The sequence below is a fragment of the Roseiconus lacunae genome, assembly GCF_008312935.1.
Classification (GTDB): Bacteria; Planctomycetota; Planctomycetia; order Pirellulales; family Pirellulaceae; genus Stieleria; species Stieleria lacunae.
Genome location: NZ_VSZO01000079.1, coordinates 193792 through 210708 on the forward strand (window position 1 = coordinate 193792; position 16917 = coordinate 210708).

Annotated in this window: 15 protein-coding genes; 14 read left to right on the plus strand and 1 reads right to left on the minus strand. The window is 54.4% G+C overall.

Annotated elements, in window-relative coordinates:
- The first annotated feature begins 116 nt into the window (after nt 1-116).
- The 6 genes from sucC to FYC48_RS26360 all read left to right on the plus strand — a co-directional run bounded on the left by sucC (nt 117) and on the right by FYC48_RS26360 (nt 8139).
- Complete coding sequence (gene sucC, locus FYC48_RS26335) at nt 117-1304, plus strand: ADP-forming succinate--CoA ligase subunit beta (protein WP_149499780.1); 1188 nt, start codon at nt 117-119, stop codon at nt 1302-1304.
- A 64-nt stretch (nt 1305-1368) separates the two neighbouring features.
- On the plus strand, nt 1369-2241 hold the full coding sequence (gene sucD / locus FYC48_RS26340) for a succinate--CoA ligase subunit alpha (RefSeq protein WP_149499781.1): 873 nt from the start codon (nt 1369-1371) through the stop codon (nt 2239-2241).
- 316 nt (nt 2242-2557) lie between these two features.
- Complete coding sequence (locus FYC48_RS26345) at nt 2558-5077, plus strand: CHAT domain-containing protein (protein ID WP_149499782.1); 2520 nt, start codon at nt 2558-2560, stop codon at nt 5075-5077.
- Nucleotides 5078-5334: 257 nt separating this feature from the next.
- Complete coding sequence (locus tag FYC48_RS26350) at nt 5335-6372, plus strand: aldo/keto reductase (protein ID WP_149499783.1); 1038 nt, start codon at nt 5335-5337, stop codon at nt 6370-6372.
- A gap of 402 nt (nt 6373-6774) precedes the next feature.
- Complete coding sequence (locus FYC48_RS26355) at nt 6775-7656, plus strand: alpha/beta hydrolase (RefSeq protein ID WP_149499784.1); 882 nt, start codon at nt 6775-6777, stop codon at nt 7654-7656.
- Between the two features lie 12 nt (nt 7657-7668).
- A complete protein-coding gene (locus FYC48_RS26360; RefSeq protein ID WP_149499785.1) occupies nt 7669-8139 on the plus strand; it encodes a methyltransferase family protein in 471 nt (156 codons plus the stop codon).
- On the opposite strand, the gene FYC48_RS26365 is transcribed toward FYC48_RS26360, so the two are convergent.
- A complete protein-coding gene (locus FYC48_RS26365; protein ID WP_149499786.1) occupies nt 8140-8856 on the minus strand; it encodes a hypothetical protein in 717 nt (238 codons plus the stop codon).
- A gap of 342 nt (nt 8857-9198) precedes the next feature.
- On the opposite strand from FYC48_RS26365, the gene FYC48_RS26370 reads away from it, so the two are divergent.
- From FYC48_RS26370 to FYC48_RS26405, 8 genes are all read left to right on the plus strand, one after another.
- On the plus strand, nt 9199-10812 hold the full coding sequence (locus tag FYC48_RS26370) for a type II and III secretion system protein family protein (RefSeq protein ID WP_149499787.1): 1614 nt from the start codon (nt 9199-9201) through the stop codon (nt 10810-10812).
- Nucleotides 10813-10895: 83 nt separating this feature from the next.
- Entirely contained in the window at nt 10896-11492 is a 597-nt protein-coding gene (locus FYC48_RS26375) for a hypothetical protein (protein WP_160149780.1), read from the plus strand.
- A gap of 71 nt (nt 11493-11563) precedes the next feature.
- Nucleotides 11564-12250, plus strand: a complete 687-nt coding sequence (locus FYC48_RS26380) for a tetratricopeptide repeat protein (RefSeq protein ID WP_160149781.1) — start codon at nt 11564-11566, stop codon at nt 12248-12250.
- A gap of 175 nt (nt 12251-12425) precedes the next feature.
- Nucleotides 12426-12755 (plus strand): hypothetical protein, encoded by a 330-nt coding sequence (locus FYC48_RS26385; RefSeq protein WP_149499790.1) that lies wholly within the window; start codon nt 12426-12428, stop codon nt 12753-12755.
- Nucleotides 12756-12974: 219 nt separating this feature from the next.
- Nucleotides 12975-13334, plus strand: coding sequence for a Flp family type IVb pilin (locus FYC48_RS26390; RefSeq protein WP_149499791.1), 360 nt, complete (start codon nt 12975-12977; stop codon nt 13332-13334).
- Between the two features lie 78 nt (nt 13335-13412).
- On the plus strand, nt 13413-13751 hold the full coding sequence (locus tag FYC48_RS26395; RefSeq protein WP_149499792.1) for a hypothetical protein: 339 nt from the start codon (nt 13413-13415) through the stop codon (nt 13749-13751).
- A gap of 251 nt (nt 13752-14002) precedes the next feature.
- Nucleotides 14003-15559 carry a hypothetical protein gene (locus FYC48_RS26400; protein ID WP_149499793.1) on the plus strand — a complete coding sequence of 519 codons (1557 nt, stop codon included), beginning with the start codon at nt 14003-14005 and terminating at the stop codon, nt 15557-15559.
- 21 nt (nt 15560-15580) lie between these two features.
- On the plus strand, nt 15581-16753 hold the full coding sequence (locus FYC48_RS26405) for a hypothetical protein (protein WP_149499794.1): 1173 nt from the start codon (nt 15581-15583) through the stop codon (nt 16751-16753).
- The last annotated feature ends 164 nt before the right edge of the window (nt 16754-16917 follow it).

The window sequence follows — 16917 nt, forward strand, 5'->3', positions numbered from 1 at the left end:
TGGTTCCGATCACCACTCGCCGGGCTTATATTCCCGAAATTGGTGCCTTCATGCCAGGGCGCCACGAAAACAAGAGTGCAATCTCATAGCGACCCACCAACGCGATCGGACGACCGATGAAAATCCACGAATTCCAGGGCAAGGAACTGTTTCGAAAGGCCGGGGTGCCGGTATTGGAGGGCATCGTCGCCAAGACGCCCGACGAAGCGGCCCAGGCGTACGACAAGCTCGGCGGCAAAATTGCCGTGGTAAAATCTCAAATCCATGCCGGTGGCCGAGGAAAAGGGACCGTCATCGATAACCCCAATCAGCACGGCGTTGTGCTCTGTAAGAGCGCCGACGAAGCCCGCGCGGCTGCCGAAGGATTGCTGGGGAAAAAATTGGTCACCATTCAAACCGGTCCCGAAGGTCAGACTGTCAACCAAATCTTCGTCGAAGCCGGTTGCGACATCGCCCGTGAATTGTATCTCGGGATCGTGCTCGATCGTGCCGCGGCCAAACCCGTTTTAATGGTCAGTACCGAAGGCGGGATGGAGATCGAGACGGTGGCCGAGAAGACGCCCGAACTGATCTTCAAAGAACACTTTGACCCGCACGTCGGGTTGGAAGCGTTTCAAGTTCGCAAGATCTGTAAGAAGCTGGGCATTTCCGGCGCGGCCGCCAAAGCGGCGTTCAAGTTCATGCCCGCGATGTGCAAGTTCTATGTCGACTATGACTGCGAACTCGCCGAGATTAACCCATTGGTCATCACCGGCGACGATCAGATGATCGCCCTGGACGCGAAAATCAACTTTGACAACAACGCACTTTATCGCCACCCCGAATTAGCCGATTTCAGAGACCTTAGCGAAGAAGAGCCCAGCGAAGTCCGAGCGACCGACGCAGGCCTCAGCTATGTCAAACTCGAAGGCAACATCGGCTGCTTGGTCAACGGAGCCGGTTTGGCGATGTCGACGATGGACATCATCAAGTACCACGGCGGTCAGCCCGCGAACTTTTTGGACGTCGGCGGCAGTGCGAACGAAGAGCAAGTCACCGAAGCGTTCCGCATCCTGCTTTCCGATCCCAACGTCAAAGGCGTCTTAGTCAACATCTTCGGTGGGATCGCACGTTGCACCACGATCGCCGCCGCCGTGATCGCGGCCAGCAAGACGGTCGGATTTGAAGTTCCTCTCGTCGTGCGTCTCGAAGGCACCGAAGTCGAGGAGGGCCGAAAGATGCTCGCCGATAGTGACGTCGACATCATCACCGCGAGCGACATTACCGATGCCGCCAAGAAAATTGTGGAAGCGACCGGGGTCTGACCCGATCACGCTCGACTGGTTTTTGACAACGACAACACACACTTCGCTAAATGCATAAGATTCAATGAGTATCCTAATCAATGCCGACACCAAAGTGATTTGCCAAGGGATTACCGGGAAAGCTGGTACATTCCACAGTCTTGGCTGTCGCGACTATGGCACGAAAATGGTCGGTGGCGTAACGCCCGGAAAGGGCGGCCAGAACGTCGAAGGCATCCCCGTCTTTGACACCGTCGAAGAAGCGGTTCAAGAAACCGGCGCCGATGCCACGATGATTTTCGTCCCTCCACCATTCACCGCCGACGCCATCATGGAAGCGCTCGACGCGGGCATCAAAGTCATCGCCGCAATCACCGAAGGCGTCCCCGTCCTGGACATGGTTCGAGTGTATGAGAAAGTTCGTGCCAGCGACGCCGTCCTGATCGGGCCGAACTGCCCCGGCTTGATCACCCCCGGCGAATGCAAAATTGGCATCATGCCTGGCTATATTCACCAGCCGGGAAAGGTCGGCGTGATGAGCCGCAGCGGGACGTTGACTTACGAAGCCGTTTGGCAAACGTCCTCGCTCAAGCTTGGCCAAAGCACCTGTGTCGGTTTGGGCGGTGACCCCATCGTCGGAACTAACTACATCGATCTGCTCAAACGCTATCAGGCCGACGATCAGACCGAAGCGATCCTGATGATCGGTGAAATCGGCGGTTCGGCCGAAGAAGAGGCCGCGGCGTTCGTCAAGGAACACGTTACCAAGCCCGTGGCGGCATTCATCGCCGGTCGTACCGCGCCTCCCGGAAAACGTATGGGGCATGCCGGTGCGATCATCAGCGGCGGGAAAGGAACGGCGACCGAGAAAGTCGCTGCCTTGGAAGCCGCAGGGATCGTCGTGGCGCCAACCCCCGCCGACATGGGCAAGGCCGTCGTCGAAGCGATGGGCAAGTAATCGAGCCGACGATCGTTAAACGCCTCCGTTACTCTTTCGCCGGTCGAAACCGGCAAAAGAGTAGCGACGAGCCGCGGGAATGCAACAGCGGGCATCCTGTCCGAAGACGCTTGCTCTGATCTATCAGCCGGTGGGCGTTGACTCCGGTTATCGCGATGCAACGTTCGGCCAGCCTATTGGGCCTGTCTTTAAACCGATGCCGCTCCCGTCGTCCGACGACGGCCGTGCCGCCGAAAGTACCTAAGAGACTTCATCGACAAACCGTTTCACGCCCGCTCTTTCTTTGCCATCACCACCGAGCCCACAGGATCTTGGCATGTACCGTCCGCTTGTTGTGTCTCTTTTGGTTCTGTGCAGTGGGTGGCTGACTCCAGCGGTCGCGCAAGAAGCGACGATCGATGCAACGATCAAAGCCGTTCGAGGTTCGGTCGATTCAGCAACGTTGGCCACGTTACTGAGTGCTTCGGCCGAACAGCACGTCATGGCTCAGCGATGGCAGCTTGCCTCCGAACGCGTTGACGAAGCGATCGGATTGGCGATCAAAAACGACGACGAAAACGCACTGAAATCGTCGCTGATGACTGCGGGTAAGATCCTCAATCATCTCCGCGGTGACGCTGGCAACGAATTCTATCTGAGTCTCCTCAAAAAAGTCGGTGACAAACCCAAGCTCCGTGTCACGGTGTTAAAGACGTTAGGCCAGCAGTTACTTTCTTCTGGCGACGTCGTCGCATCGATCGGTGCGTTGCAAGCCGCGTATGCCGAAGTCAAATCGTCGACACCGAACAGTGAGGAAGCTTTTTGGGTTGGCTATCAATACGGTCAGGCTTGTGTACTTGGCCGCCTCTTCGATCTTGGTCTTCCGGCACTCAAAGAAGCTCGCATGCTTGCCATCGAGCTGGGCCGAAATGACTTGGCCAGTTATACCAACCTGCCAATCGGCAATGCTTGCCTAACGACCGGCGAATACGAGCTTGCCGAAGACGTCTTTTCAAAACAACTTCAGTTGGCGATTGAATCGGGTAAGCAGGCCGCGATCGACCAAGCTATTTTTGGAGCCGTTTCGGTGCTGCTCCGACGGCAAAAACTTGAAACCGTCGAAAGTTTGCTTAACAAGGCACTCGCCGGCGGCGATGAGGCAGATGACGCCAACCGTTTGGCAGGCAAGTCGATGGCACAAACCCAAATGGCCCAGCTTGCAATCGCTAATGGGAATCCGGGACACGCAGCCGAGTGGGCAGATAAAGCTGCCGCATCGAAAATCGCGATGTTGCCGTTCCTAATGCGTTTCTCGGTCGGTGCCCAGTCTGCCATGATGGACCGACTTGCCGCCGCAGCGTTTTACCAACAAGCAGGTAATTCGGACGCTGCGATCGAGGCCGCCGACCTTGCCGAAAAGGGCTATCAGCACGCCGTTCGGCAAGCTCAGTCACTGGCCAAGCAAGGGATCGGGAATTTGGACGCGACACTAACCGCCTATTCCGAGATTCCGTCAAGCTTGAGTGCGATCCGTCAGCAAATCTTGGTTGACGCAAACCGATCGCACGACGCCCTCATCGAAAGCGAACGCGGACGATCGCAAGCTCAAATCGATGCTATGCGGCGCAACTTTGAACTCGCACCCGACGACACGGCGACGCTGACTCTGGAGCAAATTCGTGAACTCGCTAGGCAGGAAAACTGCACCTTTGTCGAATACTCTGTCATCCACCCCCTCGACTATTTCACCCGCACTGCCCTTGGATCCCGCTATGCCATTAGCCGATCTAACAAGCTGTTTATCTGGGTGATTCAACCGAGTGGCGAGATTCAATTTAAACAGGTTACGCTTGATCGGGACCTTTCCGATCTTGTCAAACAGGCTCGCGACGTCGTTTACCCACCGAAGCCCCAGCACTCAAGCAATACGAATAACTCTAAAAAGAAACAAACGGCACCGGGGGCGGCTGACGCGGCGACCGAAGGCCCCGATGCGGTGCAACGGTTGTCTCGGATCTTGATCGCACCGATCGAAAACTGGCTACCTGAGCAAGCCGACCAAGAAGTCGTAGTCGTTCCTCACCGGGAACTGTTCGCGATTCCGTTTGCGGCGTTAACCAAAAGCAATGGGGACCGCTTAATCCAGCAACACACCATCATTCATGCTGCCTCAATCGGCGCGTACAAACTGTCGGCATCACGGCGAGGCACCGCAGGCAAACTGAAGTTCGATGACATTCTGGTCGTCGGCAACCCCAAGATGCCTTCGTATCAATCACGGCCTGACAAACCTGCTGTGCCGCTAAGCGAATTGCCGGGGGCGGAACGCGAGGCGAAAGCAATTGCGCAAATGCTCGGCATCACGCCGTTATTGGGAGAGTTGGCGAAAGAATCCGAAGTCCGGTCACGCATGAAGCTCGCTCCCGTGATTCATCTCGCTTCGCACGGATTGCTCGAAGGCGAAAATGTGCTCAGTCAGCCGTATCTTTCAGCGATCGCTTTGACGCCTGATGAAAAAGAAAACGGATTCTTAACGGTCAGCGAAATTATGCGAATGAGTCTCGAAGCGGACATGACGGTCCTCAGTGCCTGTGACTCAGGACGCGGAAAAATCTCAGGCGAAGGTGTCGTCGGGCTCTCCAGAGGATACTTGTCGGCCGGGGTGCCAACCGTTGTCGTTTCTCTTTGGCCAGTCAATGACCAAGCGACCGCGTTTTTGATGGTGCACTTTTACGACGCACTCAAGAAAGGCGCAACCAAGTCGGCTGCCCTACGCGCCGCGATGTTAGAAACGCGCGAGAAATTTGATTCACCGAAACTCTGGGCCCCATTCACACTTTACGGCGTCGGTCACTGAGAATGGATCTGGACTGGATGCGTTTTGTATTGTCAGCCATTGACGCGGTCAGTAAGCCTGCATGACAAGACTGGGCTATGCAAGTGAGCCGATGGCATTAGCCCCGGGGGCGCCGGATTGGCAACCACCGCCCACCACCACGCTTGCAAAAGAGTCCTGACCCCTTTTTTCGTCGTGGGCGATTGGAACAACTCGTTCGGCAACCTATCATGGGGCGCTCGAATGGGTACCGTTGACGCGAATCGGATTGGATCATCATGGAATATCGAAGGCTTGGGCGAAGTGGCATCGTTGTCAGTGACATCTGTATGGGAACGATGACGTTCGGATCACAATGTGACGAAAAGCTGAGCCACCAGATCTGCGATACCGCGTACGACGCCGGGATCGATTTCTTTGATGCCGCAGAACTTTATCCCGTACCGCCTTCGGCAGATCATTTTGGTGTCACCGAAGAAATCGTCGGGCGCTGGATCAAGACCAAGCCGCGAGAAACGGTGATCGTCGCGACCAAAGTCACAGGCCCAGGCCATGGCTGGTTCAAACCGCCGGTTCGTCATGGAAAAACGGCACTTGATCGTCGGCAAATCGTGCAGGCGTGTGAAGATTCATTGCGACGTTTAGATGTCGACTACATCGACCTGTATCAGACCCATTGGCCCGATCACGGCATGCCCTACGAAGAAGTCTTGGGGGTGTTGTCTGACCTACGTGACGAAGGAAAAATTCGTACGTTTGGGGCCAGCAACGAGACCTCGTGGGGCATGATGAAGGCATGCTGGGCCGCCGATGTCTGTGAATTGTACCGCTACGAGACTGTTCAGAATAATTTCAGCTTGATCAACCGTCGCTGTGAAAGCGAACTCGCTCAGGTTTGTCGCCAAGAGAATCTCTCCTTGCTTCCGTATTCTCCCCTCGGCGGAGGCGTTCTAACTGGAAAGTACCAGGATGGACCGCCACCCGGGGCTCGGTTCACTGCATACCTTAATGGTGATGCCGAACGCCAGAAACGAATGGCGCAGCGTTTCGTGAACGATCGTACGCTCGAAACAACGCGGCGCTTGATCGAAATCGCCAACGATATCGGCACCACCGTGACGGCCTTGGCTGTTGCCTGGAGCCGGCAGCACGACTTCGTTGCCTCCACAATTATCGGGGCGACGTCACTCGAGCAGCTCGACGAATCACTGGCGGCAAAAGACTTGATTCTTGATTCTGAAACACTCGATCGCATCGATCAAATTGATTTCGAAATCCCCAATCCGATGACCGAGGACGGTCTGCGTCGACTGTAGCTTTGCCTCATTGCCAACGAAGACGAAACGTTAGTGTTTCGTTCCAGTTCAATATCAGGGGGATTCGAATGGCCTAAGTCACGGTTTCGGTGCAAGCATCGTGGCAAACGCCGTTAGCTGATGAGCCGAACCAATCCCTTTGGTCGAGACGGGCACTAGCGTCATCGCCACACGGATTGCAGGCATCGTATCCAGAAAGGTTTCAAAGTTCCTTTCGGCCGAACACGACGCTAAGGACTGTCTTCCACAGAAACCTAACGGACTTTGGAATACGAAAGACGCGAGCGATGGATGGACCGATGCCGTGAGCCAGGGTCCAACGGGAAACAACGCGTTCTAATGGTGGGCATGGTATTATAGAGGCGATTAAACCTGCCTACTCCTCCGATTCAGGATCCTTCCATGCCTCGTCCCACAGCGCACCTTGCGGCTCTTCTTGCGATCACTCTTTTGGCAAACCAACCCCTGGCGGCGGGTGAAACGGCGTCCGTAAAAAAGAAGACTTCCCAGGCGAAACCCTCGCCCGACCAAACGGTGGTTTACAAGACAATTGGCGAGGTCGAATTAAAACTTCACATCTTCGAGCCCAACAAGCAGGCTGACTCGCAAACGTCTAGGCCGGCGATCATATTTTATTTCGGCGGAGGATGGGTTGGCGGATCGCCTTCGCAATTCTATGGGCAGTCGAGGGCACTCGCCGATCGCGGAATGGTTGCCGCCTGTGCCGAGTATCGTGTGCGAAAGCAGCACGGCACGACTCCGCAGGAGTGCGTTGCCGATGGCAAGTCGGCAATGCGTTGGCTAAGGTCCAACGCCAAACGATTCAACATCGATCCGAATCGAATCGCGGCGGGAGGCGGTTCTGCAGGTGGTCACGTGGCCGCATCGACGGCAACCGTCGATGCGTTTGACGCCCCCACCGATGACACGACGGTCAGTCCGGTACCGAGTGCGCTCGTATTGTTTAACCCCGTCTACGACAACGGTCCCGATGGCTATGGCTATGATCGGGTCAAGGATTACTACAAAGATATTTCGCCCTTACATCGCCTCGATGAAGATGTCCCACCGACGATCGTCTTCTTAGGTACGAAGGATAAGCTGATCCCCGTCACCACGGCCGAAGCGTTCCGCGACAAGTTGAAAGAGCTTGGTGTTCGTAACGAACTGCATCTTTACGAGGGAGCACCGCATGGTTTCTTCAACAAAGGAGACGCTTACAAGGACACGTTGAGCAAAACGATTGCTTTTCTCGATTCGCTCGGTTACCTCACGCAACAGTAGCTCCACCAGGTAATGAACGCTGAACGCAAACGCGAATTCGGCGACAATCATCCGATCGCGATCGTCTTACAGTTTGTCTTTTCAGCCGCGCTGGTGCTCACAATTCAATGGACGCCATTTCCATGGATTGCCATCCTTGCCGGAACTCCGGGCGCGGTACTGGCGATCGCCGCATGGTTTCAGATCGGGCTGCGCAATATTCGCGTTGCTCCCGCCGTGACTCCCTCGACGAAGCTGACGACCAGCGGCCCATACCGGATCGTACGGCATCCGATGTATACGGGACTGCTATGGTTCACCGCGGCCACGCTGGGAGCGCCGCTCGATCAGATGCGTTTACTGATGTGGATCGGATTGCTTTTTGTTCTCAACAAAAAATCGTTGATCGAAGAACGGTCTCTCCGTCAGCATTTTGATCAATACGCGGACTATCAAAACCGCGTCGGGCGATTGTTTCCAAAGCTGACAACATGGCTCCGCTAGCTATTCGTTGTCGCGATGAATCGGTCGGAACTCGACCGCAGTTCCTAAGATCAGTTCGGACAGCGACTTTCGTCCCCGAGTATTGATCTCTTGGTCAACTAGATTCCGGAATGCTTCTACTTCAAGCGGTCGTTGACCGTGCGACGCTTCCCATTGCAAACGGGCCTGCTCATGGGCTTTCCAGTCGACGAATTCTAATGGCCGATCTTTTTGTAAACGCTCGGCTACGGTTTCGGCCGCCGCACGACGAACTGAGCGAGCTTCTGATCTCAAGACCTTCGATTCGACAGACCGATAAATCGTCTCAAGCTGGCTCGTCCGATAGGGATTCTTGATCGCCGGCTTCTCTGGGGTAATCGACTCGGTGCGATGGGGCGGTGACGCCGCGTAGTGTGCCGGGACGTCATAACCATGGTACGGGCGATGGTAGTAATCCATCTGCATCGCATCATACGGAAGTCGACGAACCAGTGTTCCCGGTGGATCGGTCAGCGATACGGACAGCCCTGCATCACAGCAGCTCGAACACGAGACGTCATGCAATCCTGTTGGCTGGACGAGCGGGGGAGAAGTTTCTGCGATCGCGTTGATCAGTATTCTGTCGCTCTCAATTTCTTGGGCAGCAAGTCCGCCTGCCAATAGGCTCCAAATCAATCCGCCAATGACGCCAAAGACTTGCCGACGATGACCCGCATAGGTTGGATAGGGGGCGTTCATCAATGCATACATCCGTTGCCGAGACAGTCAATCACACTCAGCTTCCATCGGTCGTCGACTCGATCGCTGAGTCCGTTTTCCTCCGCTTACCGACGGATTCCCATTTGGCATTTCTCCAAACTCTCCGGACTCTCCAGTTTCAATGGATGAGCCGCAGTTGATAGCAAATGTGTTGCCTTGATGGGCGAGACGAATCGCGAGTTTTGATTTGGCCTTTCGGCGAAATGGAGCGATTGCGTATTTCACGCATGAGTCTTTCCCGCAAAAAAGTCGAAAAACTGTTCGTTACGCTTGTTCTCGCTCCTCCGCATCTCCACCGTTTTGATTCATTCGCTGTCTTCTATGCAGATCGTTTGCATGGTGGTGGCGTTTGTCGCATCTGGCGTGCAACGCTGTAGCGGCCAGGTCTTGGCTGACCGACCGACCGCTGACAAAACAGGACCGCTTGAGAACCCTTCATCAATTTCGATTGCGAAAGAAAATTCGTTAATCGAAGAAATTTACGAACCCGAGATGCTGCTTCGTGTTGAACCGTCGCAGTCGAAGATCATTCGCACCAAAGTTCCGGTCCGCCGTACCGCTATCACCGATCCGGAGATTTTGGACATCCACCTGTTCGATGATGATGAGATCGAGATCATTGGGAAGCAAGTCGGCGAAACAACCATCACATTCTGGTTTGACGTACCCGACAAAGGCACTCAGGTGCTGAGGTACTATGTGGAAGTCGACGATGCCGAACAAGAACAGCGTCGCAGGGAAGCTCGATACAAATCATTGCAGTCACGCATTAACGAACTGTTTCCCAACAGTCAGGTTTTTCTATTCCCGATTGACGATAAAGTCATCGTGCGGGGGCAAGCGAGAGACGCGAAGGAAGCGGCCGAGATTATGCGTTTGCTTGGCGATGACCCTTACGATCGTGATCGGTTCGGCCGGGCCGATGATCTTGGTGTCGTCGACCGAAACCGCGATCCGTACGATGATAATTTTGATGACCTAGATTCCAATCGGTTCATCAATCTGTTGCGTGTCCCCGGTGAGCAGCAGGTGATGCTGAAGGTGCGAGTCGCCGAGTTGGTGCGGAACTCAAGCCGCGGGGCGGGTACTAATTTCACTTCGTTGATCAAGTCACTCGATTTACGCAGCACGATTTCAGGTGCAAGTAATCTTTCGGTGATTCTGGACGATGGCGATGTTGAGTTTTTCCTGAGTGCAATCGCAACTCACGGTTATGGAAAAATCCTTGCCGAACCGACGCTCGTCACGATCAGTGGAAAGCCGGCACGGTTTCTTGCCGGTGGTGAGTTTGCGGTTCCGACGACGGTCGGAGTTGGCGGTGTAGGCGCGGCAACAACGACCTTTCGCGGGTTTGGCACAGAATTAAATTTCACCCCTACGGTCACTGACAAAGACCTGGTGCGTCTGGAGGTTTCGCCTTCGTTTAGTACCCTTAATTCGGATGCCACCGTTGGCGGAATTCCGGGACTGAATCTTCGCAGTGTTGAAACGACGGTTGATTTGCGTGAGGGACAATGGCTGGCGATCGCGGGGCTGATTCAGGAAGAACAAGGTGGTCAACGCACGCGAGTACCGTACGTCGGCGATCTTCCGCTGCTCGGGCATCTATTCTCCACCCGACAAACGTCACGATTTGAAACAGAATTAATCGTCCTCGTTAGCCCAGAATTAGTTCATCCGCTTGAAAGTGAAGAGGTGCCGTTGTTTTTGCCGGGAATGCATGTGAGCGATCCGACCGACAATGATTTTTTTCTCCGGCAGTTGATCGAAGGATATCAGGGGTTTGACCATCGAAGCACCGTGTGGCCGGAAGTTGCCCAACAACGGCGTGGTAAAGACGAACGCAGTTTGAAGCAACGGCTTCACACGACCGTCAAACGTTCACTCTTGTTGCACGATGCCTACATTGCCGGTCCCTGCGGAGTTTCGAAGTGACACGGGGTTTACATAAGCAGGACTTGAAATCAGAGTGCCAGTTCGACCGTAGACGTTGCCTGCACATCGGATCGTGGTGGCTAGTGACAGTCATCGTCGGCTGTCATGTCCGACCGCCTCAAGGAAACGTCATCGAACCGCAGATGCTCGGGTCGGAAGTCGACGCGATCAACCAACGTCAAGAAGACAATGCCGAGCAGGCGAAGTTCATCGTGTACATGCACGAGTTCGAAATCAACTTACAAGAAGACCCGGCTCGCCGGGCGGCTGGCAAGAAAGCCATCAGCTTGTTCGACTATGTCGGAGAGGTCAGGCCTCACGGTCTACGCCTGACCCCCGCCGGTGAAGATCACGTCAGGCAACTAGCCACGCGATTGCGAGACCAACCCACGCTTGATCTCACCCCTCAGGTTTTTGTCGAAAGAAGCAACACCAGTAAACGCTGGGAGACCGAGCATCACTACCCGGTTCACTTTAACGAACAACTTGACGAGTATCGCAGAGAAGTCGTCGTCGAAGTGCTTGAATCCTACGGCGTAGTCGATGCAGACTCGATGGTGGTGGTGGCCCCCGCTTTTCCGACTGGACTCGAAGCGACCGAAGCGGCCGCTGCCTTCGAGAACTCGATTTATACTCAAGGTGCGATAGGACGCGGCAGTCGTGCGGGGGCAAATCGATGACCAACTTGCAGCCAAGCAATACGTTTCAAACCGTCTCGTGGTGCGGGCGGCGAGTCAGACAAAATCAATGCATGGCGAGTTGGCTCGGTCTGGCGTTCTCTATGTTGCTTTCCGGTTGCTCCACTCTGGTGCCTTCCAATAGTGCGTCGCTGTTGAAGAATGCGGTGACAGATTCGGTCGATGTCCGCTTCGGTGTCGCGCGGATGGTGGAGCACAATGGGGATATCAAGGACGCGCTCGATCTGTATCGGCAACTACTGGACGATCACTCCGATCATACTGAAGCGCGACACCGCTATGGAATTGTGCTGCTGAAACTCGAACGATTGGACGAAGCGATCGAGCAGCTTGTCATCGCGTCAGAGGAACAACCCACATCCGCAGCAATCCTTGGCGATCTCGGCTATGCTCACTATCTCGCGGGAGAGGATCGAGACGCGGAATCCTTGTTGAAGGATGCCTTGTCGATCGAACCCTCAGATGAGCGATTGGCGAATAACCTAGCGCTTGTTGTGGGACGACAAGGGCGGTTCGATGAAGCATTGCAATTGTTTCGGCAAACCGGATCGGAGGCCGAAGCTCAATCGAACATCGCGTTTGTGTTCTCATCGGCGGGGAAGCTTGAACAGGCCAAGCGACATTATCACCAGGCCCTCGAACTGGATCCAAAACTTGACGTCGCGGCGAGAGGCTTGGCTGAGTTCGCGCGCCTAGAGCAGTCCGCCCGAATGGCTGGCGTGAAATCCAGTCTTCGGTAGGCATAATCTGACGCGAAGACGCAATTTTCACGTGAATCTTTCTTTTTTAGGGTCACTGAGGGTTCACCCTCATTCTTTGACCTAGGGTTCTGTCGAGTGAAAGCCAATTCACTCACACACGATTCGGCGGTCAGTGAAAAAGCCGGTCGTTACCCTATTCTTTGGAGATTTAACAGTGAAAGCCACTGCTCAAAAACTATGGAATGACGATGCTGGTTTCGTCGTTTCGATCGAATTGGTTCTGATTTCGACCATCTGTGTGATCGGTTTACTTACCGGATTGACCGCGGTTCGCGACGGCGTCGTCAGCGAATTGTCGGACACTGCCGGTGCCGTTCAAGATCTTAACCAGTCGTATAGCTACAACGGTGTCACCGGTCACAGTGCGTCGACCGCCGGATCGAACTTCCAAGACTCGTTGGATTTCTGCGATTCGCCAAACGATATCTCTGGTCAAGCTGACAACTGCATCACGTTTGATGGTGCACCTGCAGACGAATTCTAAGCTTTCGTCTGTGCTTCATGATCATTGTCGACAGGCTGGCGCGCCGCGCGTGCCAGCTTGTTGTTTTTCCAGTGCTCCGTCTAGAGCCAATGTTCGGGTTTGGCTCATCAGCCGACAAGCATTAGCCCCGGTGATTGCACTGAAGCCGTGGCTAGCGCCAATCGGTGAATCCTTGTCTCAGATGTTGACGAAGTACCAGCTTCTTCTGGAGAAAGTCAAATGACTCGAAAACTGTCAGCGTTCTATCGCGATGAATCCGGGGCGATTGTCTCCGTCGAAGCGGTCTTCCTCGCCACCATCGTGGTGGTTGGCCTTCTGGTCGCCTTTACCGCGATCCGGGATGGTGTCGTCGAAGAACTTGCCGATACCGCATCCGGTGTCCAAGAGATCAATCAAAGTTACGAACTTCGCGGCGTCGTCGGTCGTTCGGCACAAACAGCGGGCGCCGGATTCGAAGATCATTCTGACTATTTGTACGGACAGCGAGACGCGTGCGTGATCTTCAACATTCCTCCTGGAAATAGCGAAGGGAAATGGGATGTCACCGACTATGGCGGGCGGGTTGTTTTCGGCAACTAAGTTCGACCGACTGGGATCGATTCGACATGAGGGTTCGGCAAACTTATCCCGACGTCATTTGGCACCGCTGAGATCTGTATGTCTTCTCTCGCTACGCTTCAAAACCGATGCCGTGCCACTGGATCGCGATTCTGGCATGACGATCGTGGATTTGTCATCTCAATTGAACTGATTTTGGTGGTGACCATCATGGTGATTGGGTTGATCGCAGGGCTGACCGCGTTGCGGGATGCGGTGGTGTCCGAACTGACCGACGTCGCACGCGGAGTTCAGCAGATCAATCAAACTTATCAAACCGGCAGTGCGACCGGGCACTCCGCGTCAAGTTCCGGTTCATCCTTCGCCGACGCTGCCGACCCTCATTCAAGTGCGGTCGACTTCTGTACTAGCGTCTACGGACTTAGCGAAGACCGATAACTGTTACGACCGCAGCAGTCGTCAAACTCTGCTAGACCAGAAATTTTTCGCAAATGATCGTTTTCCCTCAGGAATGTCGTCGAAGGAATTCCTAGCCAGCTCGCTCGTGAAACATCTGCTGGCGAGACCCAAGACCGCTCATCCAACACGCCGACCGATTGCCGGTCCCGGCTGTCACCGGAAGACGAGGCGACGCATGTTTGCTGAAGCAGTGTTGGGGACGACATCCTAACAGCCCCATATATTTCGCCGTGTCGACTGAACTTCGGCAAGCGACTTCGAGTTACCAGCTCGAAGCAATGCTTCCAGATAGCTGTGTCTTACGATGGTATCACGCCGTGCTTTGTGGCTTGTCCATCTCGCTCTTTTTGCTGCTTAGTTACCTACCCGTTTCGAGCCAGGCGACGTGGGCTAGCGTTGTCAAAGGTCAGTCTCGGCTAGCCTTGACAGAGCGTTTCCCGCTTTCGATCGGAATGCGGTCTTTTGAATCCGGTTGGGCATCGCACGAAATCATCGCCGGGCTTAATGAAGTCGGCGGAGCAGAGCTGCTTTCGTTCACGCTTGCAAGTATTCAAACACTCGTTTTGATCGGCTGGACGACATTGCTATTTCGTATCGGCGGACCATTGATCGCGATAGTCGGGTCATTGGTCATGATCGGCAACGCATTTATTTTTACTCGTGGACTTGATCCCAGCACCTTTGGGCAAATCGCATTCTTCGCGTTGGCTTTGCTTCTTTCCAAATCCATGGGTTACACGAGGCCCAGGCATTGTTGGTGCCGGGCATCAAAATTCAATTGGATAGCGATCGCATTATTGTTCAGCTTCTGGGCGAACGTTGACCTGTCGTTCTTGATCGGCTTGGCTTGGCTTGGCTGCTTCGCCGTTTCCGTTTGGGTGGACCGATCGATTCGTCATGGTTGGCGGATTGCGTTCCGCTCTCACGAGTTTCGATCACGTGTTCTGCTCTTTGAAATCTCCACGGCCGCAACGCTGGTTAATCCCCAGGGCTGGAGACTTTGGGAGGCATTCGTTTGGACGCAGGGGAATCCCTTGGTAGGATCGCTCGGTCAGTGGACGATGACTCCGATGGCAAGTCTGCCCGGGGCATTTGTCATGATCGGTTGGACGGTTTGGGTCGCTTTATCCAGGCGAAGTCAGACTTCGGCATTTGTGATGGCCACGCCGCTATTGGCGACGGTCGGGGTCGCCTTCAATCCTTCACTGCTGGTTTGGCTAGCTCCATCATTCTTGCTTTCGATCGCAGTTCTTAATGCTCGAAGCACATCACCCGATGAATCCGTCGGGTCAAGTTCAACAACGCAATCAGCCCAGCCGAAACCACTTCGATTCGTATTCACGCTCACCTGCGGTTTGATGATTTGGATGGGCTTCAGTTTTTCGCCATGGGGATCGGCCGTCTTAGGCGGAAAGCAGCGAAGTGAAGTCGCAGTCGTCGGTGCGAACTTGCCTATCGGGTTGAGCGAGCATCTGAAGGAACGGCCACCCGCATCACTCATGTGCTGCCCGATTCACTGGAGCGATTGGCTTCAGACTCGAGTCAAGATTCCTTTGATGGTTGGTTCTGATCAAGGTGTGATTCCGCGAAGCGTACTGAATGACTACCAATCGATTTATCGTGGCCAGACTGCGTGGCCAAGGATCGCGGAAAAGTATTCCCTAGACGGGATCATTATTGACAAAGCAGACCAGCAGGTGCTCATCCGAAAGATTCGTCGTGGTGTTGCTTCTTGGGAAGTCACATACGAAGACGAGCGATCGATCTTGCTGGAAAAGAAACGATAAACGCATCTATGGTGAAATCCAATGACAAAGTTTTACTTGACGCAAATTGCGATTTGGCTGACCGTTGGTCTGCTCGGCTGGCAACGATCGGGACAGATTAATAAACGTCCCACCGTACCAATCCTCCGTGATCGACCTCGTGTGGTCGGTCCGCTGTATGACTATCCATTCGCCGTTAGCGATGATCACCTTGCGACTGTGCTTTACAAGCTTCGTCCCCGGTTCAATGAGCAGCCGACGAAAGTCAATTTCATTGATCATGCGATTCGAATGTGGGGAACCAACGCACAGTTTGATGATGAATCGTTGTCGGGAAAGAGAATGTTGACGATCCTGATCAATGATGATGTATTCGCGCGGATGTGGGATCCACATACGCCGCTGCTTCGACTGTTCGATCAGGGCATCGCGGTTACAACTCAATCAGGAAGAGCATCGGTCAGCCACGTTGATCATTTGATGGGAACCCTGTGTGAAATCGGCGTCCCCCTATCACAAACGGTGAAAACCTCGACAGGAATCGGCACAGTCCGCGATGTACTCGCTTATGGCTTGAATCAATTCTGCGTCAATCAACGAGAGTACGAATGGACCGCACTTGCGACGGCGTTTTATGCCACAAGCGGTGCCGGTTGGTATACGTGCGAAGGGCAGGAGATTGATTTCAACACGTTCGCCGATCGGCTGATGCGACAGGAACAGCCCGAAGGAGTTTGTTACGGACAGCATCGACTCTATACGCTTACGATGCTACTTCGGATTGATGATCAGATGCAGTCTGAAGGTGTGATCCCCCTGCTTACCGATCTCACACGGCAACGAGTCATTGACTACCTGTTGGTGATCAATCAGCGACTGTTGTGTTCACAATCTGCCGAGGGCTTTTGGGACGGGAATTGGCCAGACGCAAGTCGAACGGTTGCTGACCCGACAACGAACCAGCTCAGTCGACGAATTTTGGCGACGGGACACGTCCTCGAATGGTGGGCGATGGCACCAGAAGAATTGCAACCCCCGCGAGAATCGATCATCCGAGCGACTCAGTGGTTAACCCGTGAAATCATTGCGATGGATCGAGCAACGATTGAGAAGAACTTCACGTTTTTGTCGCATGCCGGACGAGCACTCGCGCTGTGGCGAGGTGGCTTGCCAAGCCAATTTTCCGCTGCGAACAAGCCTACGGTTTCAAACTGAGCGACCTAGCGGTTCGCCAATAACAAAGCGACTGAGCGGCAAGGCGCTAGCCGCCGGTGAAAAGCAATCGAGCGGCAAGGCGCTAGCCGCCGGTGAAAAGCAATCGAGCGGCAAGGCGCTAGCCGCCGGTGAAAAGCAATCGAGCGACAAGGCGCTAGCCGCCG